Annotated in this window: 15 protein-coding genes; 8 read left to right on the top strand and 7 right to left on the bottom strand. The window is 63.9% G+C overall.

The features are described 5' to 3' along the window. Nucleotides 1-60: 60 nt before the first annotated feature. Nucleotides 61-645, top strand: coding sequence for a DJ-1/PfpI family protein (locus DQG17_RS15810; RefSeq protein ID WP_116133823.1), 585 nt, complete (start codon nt 61-63; stop codon nt 643-645). A gap of 205 nt (nt 646-850) precedes the next feature. Beyond that, nucleotides 851-4294 carry a pyruvate carboxylase gene (locus DQG17_RS15805; RefSeq protein WP_116133822.1) on the top strand — a complete coding sequence of 1148 codons (3444 nt, stop codon included), beginning with the start codon at nt 851-853 and terminating at the stop codon, nt 4292-4294. Between the two features lie 122 nt (nt 4295-4416). On the opposite strand, the gene DQG17_RS15800 is transcribed toward DQG17_RS15805, so the two are convergent. Then, nucleotides 4417-4665, bottom strand: coding sequence for a GlsB/YeaQ/YmgE family stress response membrane protein (locus DQG17_RS15800; RefSeq protein ID WP_116133821.1), 249 nt, complete (start codon nt 4663-4665; stop codon nt 4417-4419). Nucleotides 4666-4918: 253 nt separating this feature from the next. Between DQG17_RS15800 and DQG17_RS15795 the strand changes: the two genes are divergently transcribed. The 5 genes from DQG17_RS15795 (at nt 4919) to DQG17_RS15775 (ending at nt 7609) form a co-directional block, all read left to right on the top strand. After that, a complete protein-coding gene (locus tag DQG17_RS15795; RefSeq protein ID WP_116133820.1) occupies nt 4919-5098 on the top strand; it encodes a hypothetical protein in 180 nt (59 codons plus the stop codon). 92 nt (nt 5099-5190) lie between these two features. Then, the gene (locus tag DQG17_RS15790; protein WP_116133819.1) at nt 5191-5907 is read left to right on the top strand and encodes a hypothetical protein; all 717 of its coding nucleotides are present in this window, start codon (nt 5191-5193) and stop codon (nt 5905-5907) included. Between the two features lie 526 nt (nt 5908-6433). Beyond that, nucleotides 6434-6670, top strand: coding sequence for a hypothetical protein (locus tag DQG17_RS15785; RefSeq protein ID WP_157973635.1), 237 nt, complete (start codon nt 6434-6436; stop codon nt 6668-6670). 222 nt (nt 6671-6892) lie between these two features. Then, nucleotides 6893-7141, top strand: coding sequence for a hypothetical protein (locus tag DQG17_RS15780; RefSeq protein ID WP_116133817.1), 249 nt, complete (start codon nt 6893-6895; stop codon nt 7139-7141). 210 nt (nt 7142-7351) lie between these two features. Then, on the top strand, nt 7352-7609 hold the full coding sequence (locus tag DQG17_RS15775; protein ID WP_157973634.1) for a hypothetical protein: 258 nt from the start codon (nt 7352-7354) through the stop codon (nt 7607-7609). Nucleotides 7610-7732: 123 nt separating this feature from the next. Here DQG17_RS15775 and DQG17_RS15770 read toward each other — a convergent pair whose 3' ends face one another. From DQG17_RS15770 to DQG17_RS15755, 4 genes are all read right to left on the bottom strand, one after another. After that, nucleotides 7733-8140, bottom strand: a complete 408-nt coding sequence (locus tag DQG17_RS15770; protein WP_116133815.1) for a universal stress protein — start codon at nt 8138-8140, stop codon at nt 7733-7735. An 86-nt stretch (nt 8141-8226) separates the two neighbouring features. Then, a complete protein-coding gene (locus DQG17_RS15765; protein ID WP_116133814.1) occupies nt 8227-8547 on the bottom strand; it encodes an antibiotic biosynthesis monooxygenase in 321 nt (106 codons plus the stop codon). An 86-nt stretch (nt 8548-8633) separates the two neighbouring features. Next, nucleotides 8634-9479 carry a DUF6206 family protein gene (locus tag DQG17_RS15760; RefSeq protein ID WP_116133813.1) on the bottom strand — a complete coding sequence of 282 codons (846 nt, stop codon included), beginning with the start codon at nt 9477-9479 and terminating at the stop codon, nt 8634-8636. A 96-nt stretch (nt 9480-9575) separates the two neighbouring features. Then, on the bottom strand, nt 9576-9983 hold the full coding sequence (locus DQG17_RS15755) for a universal stress protein (RefSeq protein ID WP_116133812.1): 408 nt from the start codon (nt 9981-9983) through the stop codon (nt 9576-9578). A gap of 214 nt (nt 9984-10197) precedes the next feature. Between DQG17_RS15755 and DQG17_RS15750 the strand changes: the two genes are divergently transcribed. Further along, nucleotides 10198-10704: a HugZ family protein gene (locus tag DQG17_RS15750; RefSeq protein WP_116133811.1), complete on the top strand. Its 507-nt coding sequence runs from the start codon at nt 10198-10200 to the stop codon at nt 10702-10704. Nucleotides 10705-10728: 24 nt separating this feature from the next. On the opposite strand, the gene DQG17_RS15745 is transcribed toward DQG17_RS15750, so the two are convergent. Both DQG17_RS15745 and dnaE read right to left on the bottom strand, forming a co-directional pair. Continuing rightward, nucleotides 10729-11337 carry a hypothetical protein gene (locus DQG17_RS15745; protein ID WP_116133810.1) on the bottom strand — a complete coding sequence of 203 codons (609 nt, stop codon included), beginning with the start codon at nt 11335-11337 and terminating at the stop codon, nt 10729-10731. A gap of 103 nt (nt 11338-11440) precedes the next feature. After that, nucleotides 11441-14905, bottom strand: coding sequence for a DNA polymerase III subunit alpha (gene dnaE, locus DQG17_RS15740; RefSeq protein WP_116133809.1), 3465 nt, complete (start codon nt 14903-14905; stop codon nt 11441-11443). Nucleotides 14906-15127: the final 222 nt, after the last annotated feature.

Raw genomic sequence — 15127 nt, 5'->3', positions numbered from 1 at the left:
TCCCCTGCCCTGCGCGCGGCCCACGCTATACTGGCAGCGCCAAAGTCAGAGGAGGACAGTATGGCGAAGATTCTTATGATTACCGGGGATTTCACCGAAGACTACGAGACCATGGTCCCGTTCCAGACCCTGCTGGCCTGCGGCCACGAGGTACACGCGGTCTGCCCGGGCAAGGCCGCGGGCGAGACCGTGAAGACAGCGATCCACGATTTCGAGGGCGACCAGACCTATTCCGAAAAGCCCGGGCACAATTTTGCCCTCAACGCCACCTTTGCCGAAATTGCCGCAGCCGATTACGACGCGCTGGTCATCCCGGGCGGCCGGGCGCCGGAGTACCTGCGGCTCGACCCCGAGGTGCTGAACCGCGTCCGCCACTTCTTTGACGCAGACAAGCCGGTGGCCGCAATCTGCCACGGTGCCCAGCTTCTGGCCGCGGCCGGCGTGCTGAAGGGCCGTCGTTGCTCGGCCTATCCGGCCTGCGCGCCCGAGGTTGCGGCGGCCGGCGGAACCTATGCCGATATCGAGGTGACCGCGGCCGTGACCGACGGCAACCTTGTGACCGCGCCGGCCTGGCCCGCCCACCCGGCCTGGATGATGCAGTTCATGGCGCTGCTCGACAGCGCGGCCGCCGAGCGCGCCGCCTGACCGCTGCAGGCGCGCGGCGCGACGATCCGCGCCACGCGCCGACCCGACCGGATTTGCGGAACCGCTCGGCCCAGAATCGCCGGGTGCAAATTTTGCAAATGCCGTCACGTGGCTTGTTTGTTTTGCAGAATTCCCCTTGCGCCGCGTCGCAGCATACCGTTCTGTTTCGTCACAACGACAGACATGCCTGCCAGAAGGGGACCGAATGGCCGAGTTCAAGAAGATCCTCATTGCCAACCGGGGCGAGATCGCCATCCGCATCATGCGCGCCGCGGCCGAACTGCAAAAGCGCACCGTCGCGGTCTATGCCGAAGAGGACAAGCTGTCGCTCCACCGGTTCAAGGCGGACGAATCCTACCGGATCGGCGAGGGGATGGGACCGGTCGCGGCCTATCTTTCCATCGACGAGATGATCCGCGTTGCCCGCGAATGCGGCGCCGATGCGATCCACCCGGGCTATGGCCTGCTGTCCGAGAACCCCGCCTTTGTCGACGCCTGCGAAGCGGCTGGCATCGCTTTCATCGGCCCCCGCGCCCAGACCATGCGCGAGCTTGGCGACAAGGCCAGCGCGCGGCGCGTGGCGATCGAGGCCGGCGTGCCGGTGATCCCCGCGACGGACGTGCTGGGCGACGACATGGAGCTGATCAGGCGCCAGGCCGCCGAGGTCGGCTATCCGTTGATGCTCAAGGCCTCCTGGGGCGGCGGCGGGCGCGGCATGCGGCCGATCCTGTCCGAAAAGGAACTGCCCGAAAAGGTGCTGGAAGGGCGGCGCGAGGCCGAAGCGGCCTTCGGCAACGGCGAGGGCTATCTGGAAAAGATGATCACCCGCGCGCGTCACGTCGAGGTGCAGATCCTCGGCGACAAGCAGGGCCATATCTATCATCTTTGGGAACGCGACTGTTCCGTCCAGCGCCGCAACCAGAAGGTGGTCGAACGCGCGCCCGCGCCCTATCTGTCGGCCGCCCAGCGGGAACAGATCTGCAATCTCGGCAAGAAGATCTGCGAGCATGTGAACTATGAATGCGCCGGTACCGTCGAATTCCTGATGGATATGGACTCGGGCGAGTTCTATTTCATCGAGGTCAATCCGCGGGTGCAGGTCGAACATACCGTGACCGAGGAGGTTACGGGCATCGACATCGTCCGCGCCCAGATCCTGATCGCCGAAGGCAAGAGTCTGGTCGAGGCGACCGGCATCGCCAGCCAGTACGATGTCGAGCTTTCGGGTCACGCCCTGCAATGCCGGATCACCACCGAGGATCCGCGCAACAATTTCATCCCCGACTATGGCCGGCTGACCGCCTATCGCGGGGCAACTGGCATGGGCATCCGGCTTGACGGCGGCACCGCCTATTCCGGCGCCGTCATCACCCGCTATTACGACTCGCTTCTCGAAAAGGTCACCGCCTGGGCGCCGACGCCCGAGGCCGCGATTGCCCGCATGGACCGCGCACTGCGCGAATTCCGCATCCGCGGTGTCGCCACCAACATTGCCTTCGTCGAGAACCTGCTGAAGCACCCGAAGTTCCTGTCGAACGAATACCACACGAAGTTCATCGACGAGACGCCGGAGCTGTTCCATTTTCCGCCACGCAAGGACCGGGCGACCAAGCTTTTGCGCTATATCGGCGAGATCACCGTGAACGGCCACCCCGAGACCGCCGGCAGGCCGCGTCCGCCCGCCGACATCCGCCATCCGAAGCCGCCCGCGGCGCGCACTGATGTTCCGCCCGCCGGCACCCGCCAGATCCTTCAGGACCAGGGCCCCGAAGGCGTGGCACGCTGGATGCTGGACCAGAAGCGGCTGCTGATCACCGATACCGCCATGCGCGACGGCCATCAGTCGCTGCTAGCCACGCGGATGCGCTCGATCGACATGATCAATGTCGCCCCCGCCTATGCGGCCAACCTGCCACAGCTGTTTTCGGTCGAATGCTGGGGCGGGGCGACCTTTGACGTTGCCTATCGCTTCTTGCAGGAATGCCCTTGGCAGCGCCTGCGCGAGCTGCGCGAGGCGATGCCGAACCTGCTGACCCAGATGCTGCTCCGCGCCTCGAACGGCGTCGGCTACACCAACTATCCCGACAATGTGGTGCAGAGCTTTGTCGCGCAGGCCGCGAAATCGGGCGTCGACATCTTCCGCGTCTTCGACAGCCTGAACTGGGTCGAGAACATGCGCGTCGCCATGGACGCGGTGGTCGACAGCGGCAAGATCTGTGAAGGGACCGTCTGCTATACCGGCGACATCCTAAATCCCGACCGCGCCAAGTACGACCTCAAGTATTATGTCGCCATGGCACGCGACCTCGAGGCCGCGGGCGCCCATATCCTCGGGCTGAAGGACATGGCCGGGCTGCTGAAGCCCGCCGCAGCCACGGTGCTGATCAAGGCGCTGAAGGAAGAGGTCGGCCTGCCGATTCACCTTCACACCCACGACACCGCGGGCATCGCCTGCGCAACGATCCTTGCCGCCGCCGATGCCGGGGTCGATGCGGCCGACTGCGCCATGGACAGCCTGTCGGGCAACACCTCGCAGGCGACGCTCGGCACCATCGTCGAGGCCCTGGCGCGCAGTCCCCGCGACACCGGATTGGACATCAGCGCGATCCGCCAGATCTCGAACTATTTCGAGACGGTTCGCACCCACTACCGCGGCTTTGAAAGCGGTCTTCAGGCGCCTGCCTCCGAGGTCTATCTGCATGAAATGCCGGGGGGCCAGTTCACCAACCTCAAGGCGCAGGCGCGTTCGATGGGTCTGGAGGAGCGCTGGCACGAGGTCGCCCGCGCCTATTCCGAGGTCAACCGGATGTTCGGCGACATCGTCAAGGTGACGCCCTCGTCGAAGGTCGTGGGGGACATGGCGCTGATGATGGTCAGCCAGAACCTGACCCCGGCCGATGTCGAGGACCCGGCGCGCGAGGTCTCGTTCCCCGACTCGGTTGTCGACATGATGCGCGGCAGCCTTGGCCAGCCGCCGGGCGGCTGGCCCAAGGCGCTGCAGGCCAAGATCCTGAAGGGCGAGAGCTTTTCCACCGACCGCCCCGGCGCCGCCCTGCCCGCGGTCGATCTGGAGGCCGCACGCAGCAAGCTGTCGCAGGACCTCGGCGGGATCCCGATAGATGACGAGGATCTGAACGGCTATCTCATGTATCCCAAGGTCTTCACCGATTACATGGGCCGGCACGAGGAATACGGGCCGGTGCGGCTGTTGCCCACCGACACGTTCTTCTATGGCATGGAACCCGGCGAGGAGATCACGCCAAAGATCGAGCCCGGCAAGACGCTCGACATCCGGATGCAGGCGGTTTCGGAGCTGAACGACGAGGGTATCGTCAAGGTCTTCTTCGAACTCAACGGCGAACCGCGCACGATCCGCATCCGCGACCGCAAGGCCAAGAACGGTGTGGCCGAACGGCCCAAAGTCGATACCGGCAACCCGAAACAGATCGGTGCGCCGATGCCGGGCGTGGTCGCCTCGGTCGCGGTGCACGCGGGCCAGAAGGTTGCCGCGGGCGATCTGCTTCTGACAATCGAGGCGATGAAGATGGAAACCGGCCTCTCGGCCGAGCGCGACGGCACCATCGCCGCAGTTCACGTCCAGCCCGGCGCCCAGATCGACGCCAAGGATCTGTTGATCGTCATGGAGTGATCCGTCGACCGGGCGGCGTCATCGGCGCCCGGTCGCGAACCGGACTGGTTCGGTCAGCGTCCCGGACCCGTGGAGGCCCGGTCAGCGCTGCGCGGCCGCCTTGCAACGGCGCGGCCTGCAGGTCACGCGATCACGCGGGCCAGCAGCACGACGATAATCGCGCCGATTGCCGAGACAAGGATCTGGGTGATCAGGGGGCCACCGAGTTGGAATTCGAGCTTGGCGAACCTGAGGACCATGGGGCCGACGAAAGCACCGATCACGCCTGAAAGCAGGTAAGTCACCAGCCCGCCGCCGCCGACGACAAAGCTTGCCAGCCAGCCGGCCACGAGGCCGATGACGAGAAAGCCCGGAAGGGTCTGTACGGCCATGGGTCCCTCCTGATTTGCCGCGTCACATTGCCCGGTGACCATGAAGTTGCAGTAACGAATTGCCAACCTTGCTGAACGACTGCTAACCGAAATTAACCCCTTGGCAAGACTCGCAAGACGATAAAGGCGTGTCTCGTGACGACAGCGGCCCAGGTCGCTGACCGCACGCCCCGAAGGGGACCACGTGCCCGGGTGAAGCCCGAAACGAGTGTTCAACCTGTTTCGTTCGTCTCTGCCGGAAGGGAAGGCCCCCATGGGTATATTGCTTGCGTCAACCTGCGTCGCGATCTGCGCCGCATCCTTGGCGATTGCGGCGGGCGCTGGCTTGCTGCTGGCGGCCGGGATCTATGTCGGCACGGGGTTCTGCTGTTGCCTTGCCCTGGCGGGCTGGATCATCCTGCGCGGCACGCCCTGCGAAGCGCGCCCGTCCTGAGCACGCATCGACGCCGCAGCCGGTCCGGAAAGCCGGCATTGTAAACCAGATTTTAACCCTGCTGACCAAAACCTTATCACATGATTAGGGTGGTGGGACTCATCGTTATCTCTGCCGGTCTGGCAACCGCCGCCTCCGAAGCGGCGGCTGGTCCATGGCCGCGCGGAAAGGGGCATTTCTTCGCCTCGGTCGCGTGGTCCAGCTGGGGCGATCTTCTGGGCTATTACGATGCGCTGCAGGAGACCTTTGTCGAGGCGCCGCAGCTGACGACCACCGAGGAGCTGACGTTCTTTGCCGAATACGGGGTGACCGATCGCGTGACCGTCGGGGTCGACAGCCATCGACGTCCCGAGGAGGAGTCGGGTGCCAACATCTGGTTCGTACGCGCCACTGTCGGCCCCCGCGACTGGTCCAGCCAGTATGCGGTGGAGCTTGGCCTCGGCAATGGCCGGTCCTATACCGGCGAGACCGACACAGTCACCCGGGCGGCGTTCCTGTGGGGCCGCGGGTTCTCGACCTTCGGCATTGATGGCTGGGCCGACGTCAACGCCCGGGTCGAATCCCTCGCCGGCACCGAGGACGTGCTCTACAAGGTCGACAGTACCTTTGGCGTCAAGCCCGACGACAAGCGGCTGATCTATATCCAGATGCAAAGTGGCAAGTTGGGCGAAAACCCGGGCTTCACCCGCGTCGTGCCAACCTATGTCCGAAATTTCGGTCCGCATCTGAGCCTCGAAAGCGCGTTTCTCTACGGGATCGAGAATGACGATTCGCTTGGTGTGAAGTTCGGGGTATGGACTCAGTTCTGACCCGCAGGCGAGATTGCATCCACCAGACCTCGGGATCGGCAGTGACGGCATGGGACCACATCCCGCCACCTCGCAACGGCTGATCGATGCGACATCGCGACTCACGCGTGGCCGCACAGCGGAATCCCCGGTCGAATGACTGCCTGAGTGCCTTGGGAAGTGTTCTGGCGGTCGTCTCCGCGTCATCCACCGTAATTTCACGGTAGCCGTATCTCATTGTTTGTATGATATTATTTCCCGCTCAACCTTTATCTGGTGAACAGAACTTGCTTGAAATGTCGATTGAGGGGAACAAATTCCCGTGCTATTCGTTGAATGTACAGCAACAGACCGATCACGGTTTAAGATCAATCTGCTCATGTTGAATGAAGCAGGGCTGTTATGTTCGCATATTCCGAACTGAATGGCGAACGGATTACCATCGAGCGGCGAGAAAAGGACGGGAAGCGTCTCATGCGACTTTTTGTCATATGAGTTTATGTTTTAAGACAGCTTTCCGACGGAAAGAAATGGAGTGGAGCCTACTGTGGGTATCTTGTTTGCCGCGACGCTTGTCGCGATCTGCGCAACGATTGTTGCCGTTTTGTTGGACAGCGGAATTCTGATTGCTGTCCTCGTCTATATTGGCTCCGGGACAACTGCTGTCTTTGCGCTGTTGGGCTGGGTGCTGCTGCGCGACCATATTGCTTCGACAGCACAGCCGAAAACGAAGAAACGGGACTTGGCGTCAAAGCTCATGTTCCTGCCGATCGTCCACGATTGAATTGTTCCCGTAAGGAAAGTCCAAGGCCGTGCCGTAATCCGGGCCTGGTCTGTCCAAGCCATCCGATACCCGGTCCGCTGGGGTTCGACGAAGAACACGCGAACAATCTTCGCGAGAGCGTCAGGCATCAAATGCTGAAACGTCCGACAGCGTGCGCGACACACATAAGCCGCAAGGCCGGCTAACGCAGAACCATGACCGAACAGGGGCGCGGCGGACGACATGGCACGCGGTGCTGCATGGCAGAAAATCCTGCACGTCTGGACGGTGGCCCGATATGACGCTGCAATCGGCGCCCAAAACCATAGCCATCTCAAGTATCTTCTGCCCCGGGTGGCCGTCGACAGGTTCGTCGCGGCCGCGGGTCAGCCCGATACCAAGGCGATTAAGTCCGGCCTGGCACCCAATCACGCGTCGCGGCCATTCCTCTTTGGTTCCGAAAATCCCCTCTCGGGAAAAAAAACGTTGTAGAAGACAAAGCTCCGCGAAAAGCTGTTGTACGCGGCAAAGCAACGCGATAGGCAATTCAACTATAGGTTGCAGACACTTGAGAATTTGGTGTTAGCAACGTTTTCGCTACTTCGCGAACCACATCGTAGTCGGTGCAGCGTGAGTAGGTTGTTGGCGCCCAATTCAGGTATTCGAGCAGTTTGCTCCCGCTAACCACATCTGGGAAGAACCGTGGGAATTTTGCTTGCATCAACGCTGATTGCGATCTGCACCACCATTGCGTCGCTTGTGCTCGGCGCCGGGATTCTGGACGCCGTTCTGGTCTATATCGGCTCTGGGACGATATCCGTGTTCTTGCTGACGGGCTGGGTCCTGCTGCGTGACCATCTTGCGTCGAAGGCACAGCAGAAGACATCTGCGGCCAAGAAAATGGCGCAGCAGACCGGAAAGTCCAAGGATATGTCGCGATCCGAACCCCGGTCTGGCTGAGCGGGCTCGAATCCGGTCAGATGTGTCTATCAGAGGGCGAAAGAACGGCCTTCTCTCCAGCGTCAGTCGCCAAGTGCTGAAACGGCCGACATTCCCCGTGGCGCACGCCGGCCGTGGGGCCTGCTAGCGCAAGACCATGACCGAGCAGGGGGCGTGGCGGACGACATGGGCCGCGGTGCTGCCGAGCAGAAAATCCTGCACCCCCGGACGATGGCCCGATATGACGATGCAATCGGTGCCCAAAGCCTCTGCCGTCTCAAGGATCGCCCGCCCCGGGTGGCCTTCGACAAGCTCGCCCCGGCCGCCGGTCAGTCCGGCGGCAAGCCGGTCAAGCTCGGCCCGCACCCCATCGCGCGTCGCGGCCACAAGGTCTTCGGGAATGTAGTGGATGGCATAGGGCGGCACCGGTTCGACCACATGCAGCAAGACGATCTCGGGCTGATCGGCCGCAAGCCGTTGCGCAAGCTCAAGCGCTGGTGTCGGGTCGTGGCCTTCCTCGAAAGCCAGAGGAACGAGGAGCCTCTTGAACATGGTCGATCTCCGTTGAAGACAGCCTTGATGGCCGGGGGCCGATGCTGGCATTGCTCAGCCGCGGGCGCCATGAGACAGCTTGGCGCTCAGCCGAAACTTGCCACGACATCGTACATCACCGGCTCGAAGCTGCGGCAAAGATCGTGGATCCGGCGGTTGCGGCGGCGCATTTCCTCGCTGCGCAGCGTCGCCTGAAAATCCTCGCGCCGCTCCCACTGCGAGTAATTGGCGATCCGGGTCTGGGCGTCGTTCACGTGCAGACCGGCGGCGATGAAACCGGGCTGTTTCGAGATGAAGTTGTCGTAGGCATCGGTCAGTTCCTCCAAAAGGTCCTGACAGGTGCCGGGCGTCATCTCGAAGGTCGTTATGACGGTCTGGCAGGTATTCGCGCTGGCTATCTGTAACATGGCTCTCTCCCTTCAACCGCCTCCAGCCTAAAGCAGATAGTGCCGGAGCTAAACATCAACCATCCGCACCACCGCGGATATCGGGCTCAGATATTGGGCTGGCCTTCAAGGCCCAGCAGCCGGCGCGCTGCGGTCCAGTACCCTGGCAGGCGCGGCGGACGCGCGAGCCCCTCGATAATCGCCCCGGCATGGGCTTGCATGCGGCGGCCGGCAAAGTCGCGCCCCCAGTCAAGGAAGGCCGCGGCATCCTCGGGGCGCAGCCTGCAGGCACTGCCGACAAGCCCTATCAGGGTCTCGGGCGGTGAATACCATTCGTCCTGGATCCCGGTCACCCGCGCGCGCAGCAGCGGACCCACCATCCGCATCAGTGCCGAGCCCGAATAGGTGATCAGCAGCCGCCCCATCTCGTCGCGCGAATAGCCGATCAGCGGCGGGAAGGTGTCGAAGAATATCCCCTGCCCGTCGATCACCGCAAGGTTGCGGATCGAGGGGTGAAACCCGATGCGTTCGGGGCGGTCGGCGACCGCAGCCCAGAAGGTGGCAATGACCTCGCCCGCGGCCTCCATCAGCGCCAGCGCTCCGTCGAGGTCGGCCGCGATCATCTGCGGGCGCATCATGCTTTCGGGCGGCAGCGCCGCCTGCACGACGACCGGCACCCGGGCGCCTTCGGTTTCCAGCAGCAGGAAGTGGGTCTCGGGCAATGTCACGCCACTGTCGCGGATCGCAGCAACATAGGCCGCATGGGCGATGGCCAGCCGATCAAGCTCGGCCGCGCTGGCGCGCGAGCGATAGACCTTGATCACATCGTCTGCAAAAGGGCCCGCCGCGGGCCGGAACGGTGCGCAGAAATAGCCAAGCTTCGACACAGGCTCGCCCCGGGCGGTGGTGCCGCCCTCGATCAATTGCCGCAGGTCCGTTTCGGTGCCGCGCATTGCCGCCCTTTCAGCCAATCGGAAGGTCGGGCAGGATTGCCCGTCGCGGCGCAGACTAGCGGTCACGGCGGGCAGAGGAAACCGCAAGCGTCAGGTTCAGCGGACGACGTGAACCGCGCATTTGGCATGACGCACCACGCGGGCGGCGGTCGACCCAAGGAAATAGTCCTGCATGCCGGGCCGGTGCGACGCAATCACGATGCAGTCGGTCCCCACTTCGTCGGCATAGTCGAGGATCGTGCGGGCCGAATGCCCCTCGACCACCACCACCTCGGCGTTGTCGACGCCCGCGGACAAGGCCGACAGACCTGAGGCGACATCTTCGCGCGCCCGGTCGATATGGTCGGGCGGCAGATACTCGGTGGCGTATTGCGGCAGGTGTTCCATCACATGAAGCAGGGTGATCTTGCCGTCCGGGTCACGGATGGACTGGGCGATAACCATCGCCTGGCGTGCGTTCCGGTCAGCTTCGAAGGAAACGGGAACAAGAACGTTTTTGTACATGACGGATTCTCCTTGGTGAGATGAGACTAGCCCAAGACGGCGCAGAACGCCTTGATTCAGGTCAGGTAAACCGGTGAAGAAACGTGGCGCGCCGACTGCGTCGCATAGCGATCGGCAGCCGCCCCCTGCATGGCCCGTCCCATTCCCCCCCCTTTCGTCCCCCTGCCCTTGCACGCTACCCTGAGCGGCAAACAAGAGCGACGCAAGGCAGCAAATGACCGACAAGCCGACCGATCCGATCCGCCCCACCGACGCCGAGGCACGCACCCTTGCACGCCGCCTGATCGCCGGCGCGCGCTTTGCCGCGCTCGGTGTGATCGAACCCGGTTCCGGCGCGCCGATGGTCACACGGGTGGCGATCGGGACCGCGCGCGATGGCGTGCCGCTCACCTTGATTTCGACGCTTGCGCAGCACACCGGGGCGCTGACGGCCGATCCGGCCGCCTCGCTGCTTTTGGGCGAGCCGGGGCCACGGGGAGATCCGTTGAGCCATCCCCGATTGACCCTGCAATGCGTGGCGAAATTCGTCGGACCTGCGGATCCGACGCTATCCGAACTGCGCGCCGACTGGCTGCGCGACCACCCGAAGGCCCGGCTCTATGTCGATTTCCCCGATTTCGGCTTTGTCCGGTTTGCCATCCTCCGCGGGTTTCTGAACGGCGGTTTCGGCAAGGCCTATATGCTGGCGCCTGCGGATCTGGTCGGCGCCGAGGTCGGTTGAGGCCGCTGCCGGAGCGACCAGGCGTCAGCGCTGCGTGATCGCCAGCAGCCGACCGCGGCTCAGCAGCAGGTCGATATGCTCGATGCTGCCGGCGCTGGGATAGATTGTGACGAAGACGACATTGCGGCTGAGGGCCGCCTGCCCGCGCGGCGGGCAGCGGCCGGTTGCGGTGCCGCAAGCCCCGGCGCGCAGCTTGGCATAGGCCACCGCGACCGGGTCTTCCCTGTGACGCCGCCCGAGCGTACCGAAGTGAAGAACTTCGTAAAGCTCGCTCGACCCGAAGACCGCGACTGCGCCGGTTATCTGGCGGGCGCAGCGGTCCTTGAAGCCGGTGATGGCAAAGGCGCGCACCGACATGGCGCCCGGCGCGGGATCATGAAGCGACCAGCCGCCCGGCGCATCGGCCACCTTGCGACCAAGCGACCTGCCCTTGACCCCGCAAACCTTGACAACCGGCCCGCCCTCGTCCTCGACCCCGCCCCCGGTCTCATCCCCGGCGGCTTGCCCGGAGACCGCGGGCGCGCGCTTTCGGAACAGCTTGCCAAGGCCGCGCGCCTCGTCCGCCGGCGCCGGCAGGGCCAGCAGAAGAACCAGCAGCGCGCCTGCCAGGCGGCCGGCTGCGGATCGGATCATCGGCGTCCCCTCCTTTATTCAGGCGCAGCGCCCGCGGCGCCGGACCCCTCGCGTATCGCCTCGGCCTGCCCTCGGCAATCGGGGCACAAGGGCGATTTCGGCATCAGGCGTCCAGATCCTCGACCGTCACCACCCCCGGCACGGACTTGAGCGCGCCACGCACCTGCGGGCTGATCGGCAGGTCTTCGCCCAGCGCCATATCGACCTCGCCCGGCAGGCCGGGATCGAGCAATGTCACCTGGATCAGCCCCTTCAGGCGAACCGGGCCAGCCTCGACGGTTCGGCGCAGGATCGATTCGACGACCGGCAGCGCCTGCGCCGAATTGAGGAACAGGCAAAACCCGCCAGACCCGCGCCCGGCGCTGCCACCGGCGATGGCATCGACCGGACGCGCGCCCTTGCACAAAAGCTTCAGCTGTTCGCTTTCGAAGGTCGCCTCGGCGGTGATGACGACATTCTGCCCGGGTTCAAGGATGTCGCGTGCCTTCTCCAGCGTGTCGGAAAACACCGTGACCTCATAAAGCCCGGTCGGATCGGACATCTGCACAAAGGCGAAACGGTTGCCGCGGGCCGACTTGCGCTCCTGCCGTCCGGAAACGGCCCCGGCCATCTTGACCACAGCGGGGCCGCTCTTGACCCGCTCGGTCACCTGGGCAAGCGTCAGCACATCGCGGCGCCGCAGCATCCCCATGTAGTCGTCCAGCGGATGACCCGACAGGTAAAATCCGATGGCGGCGTGTTCCTCGGCCAGCCGTTCGTTCGGCAACCAGTCTGGCATCTCCGGCAGCCGCGGCTCGGGCAGGTCGTCGCCCGATTCCCCGAACAGCGACACCTGGTTCGAACCGCGCTGGTCATGCACGGCCGCCGACCAGGCCACCAGCGCATCGAGCGATTTCAGCACCCGGTGACGGTTGCGGTCGAGCACGTCGAAGGCTCCCGAGCGCGCCAGCATCTCGAGCGGCCGCTTTCCGACATGCTTCAGATCGACCCGGCGGGCGAAATCGAACAGGCTGACGAACGGGGTCTGGCCGCGCGCCTCGACGATCAGCCGCATCGCCTCGGCCCCGACATTTTTCAGTGCGGCCAAGGCATACAGGATCTTGCCATCCTCGACCCCGAACGAGGTGATCGAGCGGTTGACGCAGGGCGGCACGATCTCGATCCCCAGACCCCGGCGGACTTCCTCTGCATAGACCGCAAGCTTTTCGGTCAGGTGGATGTCGCAGTTCATGACCGCGGCCATGAACTCGACCGGATGGTTGGCCTTCAGCCAGGCCGTCTGATAGCTGACCACGGCATAGGCAGCGGCGTGGGACTTGTTGAAGCCATAATTGGCGAATTTTTCAAGCAGATCGAAGACTTCGGTCGCCTTCCTCGCATCGATGCCGTGGGTCTTCTTGGCGCCCTCGACGAATTTCGGGCGCTCCTTGGCCATCTCTTCGGCGATCTTCTTGCCCATGGCGCGGCGCAACAGGTCGGCGCCGCCAAGGCTGTAGCCCCCCATCACCTGAGCGATCTGCATCACCTGTTCCTGATAGACGATGATCCCTTGGGTTTCCTTCAGGATGTGGTCGATGGTCGGGTGGATCGAGGTAATCTCGCGCAGCCCGTTCTTGACCTCGCAATAGGTCGGGATGTTCTCCATCGGGCCCGGACGATAGAGCGCCACCAACGCCACGATGTCCTCGATACAGGTCGGCTTCATCCGGCGCAGCGCATCCATCATGCCCGAGCTTTCCACCTGGAACACCGCGACGGTCTTCGCCGTGGCGTAAAGCTCATAGGCTTTCGGATCGTCGAGCGGAATGTGGTCGATGTCGATCTCGACCCCGCGCGCCCGCAGCAGGTCGATCGCGTTCTGGATCACCGTCAGCGTCTTCAGCCCGAGAAAGTCGAACTTCACCAGCCCTGCCTGTTCGACCCATTTCATGTTGAACTGGGTTGCCGGCATGTCCGAGCGCGGATCCTGGTAAAGCGGCACCAGCGCGTCGAGCGGCCGGTCGCCGATCACCACCCCCGCGGCATGGGTCGAGGCGTTGCGCAACAACCCCTCGACCTTCTGGCCATAGGTCAGCAGCCGGTCCACCACCTCTTCGGATTTCGCGGCCTCGCGCAGACGCTCTTCGGTCGCCAGCGCCTTCTCGATCGACACCGGCTTCACGCCCTCGACCGGGATCATCTTGGACAGCCGGTCGACCTGACCGAAAGGCATCTGCAGCACGCGACCGACGTCGCGCACCGCAGCCTTCGACAACAGCGCGCCGAAGGTGATGATCTGGCCCACCTTGTCCTTGCCGTATTTTCCCTGAACGTAGTGGATCACCTCTTCCCGGCGATCCATGCAGAAGTCGATGTCGAAGTCGGGCATCGACACCCGCTCGGGGTTCAGGAACCGCTCGAACAGCAGGCTGTAGCGCAGCGGATCGAGGTTGGTGATGGTCAGCGCATAGGCAACCAGACTGCCCGCACCAGACCCCCGCCCGGGCCCGACCGGAATACCCTGCGCCTTGGCCCATTTGATGAAATCTGCAACGATCAGGAAATAGCCCGGGAACCCCATCGACTCGATGATCCCAAGCTCAAATTCCAGCCGTGCCTCATATTCCTCGACCGGGGCGGCATGGGGAATGACCTTCAGCCGCTCGGCCAGCCCCTCATGGGCCTGCCGGCGCAACTCGGCCACCTCGTTCTCGGCAAAGGTCGGCAGGATCGGCTTGCGCCTTTCGGCCATGACCGCGCAGCGCCGCGCGATCTCGACCGTGTTTTCCAGCGCCTCGGGCAGATCGGCAAACAGCGTCGCCATTTCTTCGGGCGTTTTCAGATAGTGCTGCGGCGTCAGCCGCCGGCGCGGCTGCTGCTGGTCGACATAGGCGCCCTCGGCAATGCAGATCAACGCGTCATGCGCCTCGTAATACGAGGAATCGGGGAAATAGACGTCGTTGGTGGCAACCAGCGGCAGGCCCCGTGCATAGGCGGTCTCGACAAAGAACCGTTCGGTCTGCACCTCGGCCCCGGGAAGCCCGTCTTCGCCGGGATGGCGCTGCAACTCGACATAAAGCCTGTCCGCAAACGCCGCGGACAACCGCGCCAGCAAGATCTCGGCGGTTTCGGGATGCCCCGCGCGCACCAACCGGCCAAGCGGGCCGTCCGGACCGCCCGTCAGACAGATCAGCCCGGCGGCATGCCGTTCGATATCCTCGGGCGTCACATGCGGCAGCTGGCCGTCACCGCGCAAATAAAGGCACGAATTCAGCTTCAGCAGATTGCCATAACCGGCATCGTCCTGCGCCAGCAGGACGATCGGCGCCGGCGGAACCGGCTTCTGCCCGGGCAGGGTCGGCTCGTAGCCAAGACTGACCTGACAGCCGAGGATCGGCTGGACCCCGTTGGCGGTGGCCGTCACCGAGAATTCGAGCGCGCCGAACATGTTGTCGGTGTCGGTCACGGCAACCGCCGGCATGCCCATCCCGGCCACAAGCCCCGGAAGTTTCTTGACCCGAACCGCGCCTTCAAGAAGCGAATATTCGGTGTGAAGGCGAAGGTGGATGAATCGGGGATCTTTGTTCATCGTACGATCTTAACCGTCGCCTCGCTGCGGTGAAACGGGATTGACTCGAATCCCGCGCGCCTGCCACAAAATGCATATGCCTGTTTTTCGGCCAAAGCCCGCCGAACTCTGCTCGTTTCATCGGCGCCAGATAGAGCGGCGCCGGCGTGGCCTGCGCCGGACGCATGCCGCTTGCCACGGCAGTAACCTTTGGCTTTTGTGACCGGGCAACTGGGCACCGCG

It is taken from the genome of Tropicimonas sp. IMCC34043, from assembly GCF_003390845.1.
GTDB lineage: Bacteria > Pseudomonadota > Alphaproteobacteria > Rhodobacterales > Rhodobacteraceae > Tropicimonas.
The sequence above is the reverse complement of the archived record's forward strand: the minus strand, read 5'-3'. Positions and strand labels throughout refer to the sequence as shown.

Bases quoted from the DNA above. Each gene is read 5' to 3' on its own strand.
- DQG17_RS15795 (WP_116133820.1), top strand. From the start codon at position 4,919: ATGGGTATATTGCTTGCGTCAACCTGCGTCGCGATCTGCGCCGCATCC.
- DQG17_RS15745 (WP_116133810.1), bottom strand. From the start codon at position 11,337: ATGATCCGATCCGCAGCCGGCCGCCTGGCAGGCGCGCTGCTGGTTCTT.
- DQG17_RS15780 (WP_116133817.1), top strand. From the start codon at position 6,893: ATGGCACGCGGTGCTGCATGGCAGAAAATCCTGCACGTCTGGACGGTG.
- DQG17_RS15770 (WP_116133815.1), bottom strand. From the start codon at position 8,140: ATGTTCAAGAGGCTCCTCGTTCCTCTGGCTTTCGAGGAAGGCCACGAC.
- dnaE (WP_116133809.1), bottom strand. From the start codon at position 14,905: ATGAACAAAGATCCCCGATTCATCCACCTTCGCCTTCACACCGAATAT.
- DQG17_RS15800 (WP_116133821.1), bottom strand. From the start codon at position 4,665: ATGGCCGTACAGACCCTTCCGGGCTTTCTCGTCATCGGCCTCGTGGCC.
- DQG17_RS15805 (WP_116133822.1), top strand. From the start codon at position 851: ATGGCCGAGTTCAAGAAGATCCTCATTGCCAACCGGGGCGAGATCGCC.
- DQG17_RS15810 (WP_116133823.1), top strand. From the start codon at position 61: ATGGCGAAGATTCTTATGATTACCGGGGATTTCACCGAAGACTACGAG.
- DQG17_RS15755 (WP_116133812.1), bottom strand. From the start codon at position 9,983: ATGTACAAAAACGTTCTTGTTCCCGTTTCCTTCGAAGCTGACCGGAAC.
- DQG17_RS15750 (WP_116133811.1), top strand. From the start codon at position 10,198: ATGACCGACAAGCCGACCGATCCGATCCGCCCCACCGACGCCGAGGCA.
- DQG17_RS15760 (WP_116133813.1), bottom strand. From the start codon at position 9,479: ATGCGCGGCACCGAAACGGACCTGCGGCAATTGATCGAGGGCGGCACC.
- DQG17_RS15765 (WP_116133814.1), bottom strand. From the start codon at position 8,547: ATGTTACAGATAGCCAGCGCGAATACCTGCCAGACCGTCATAACGACC.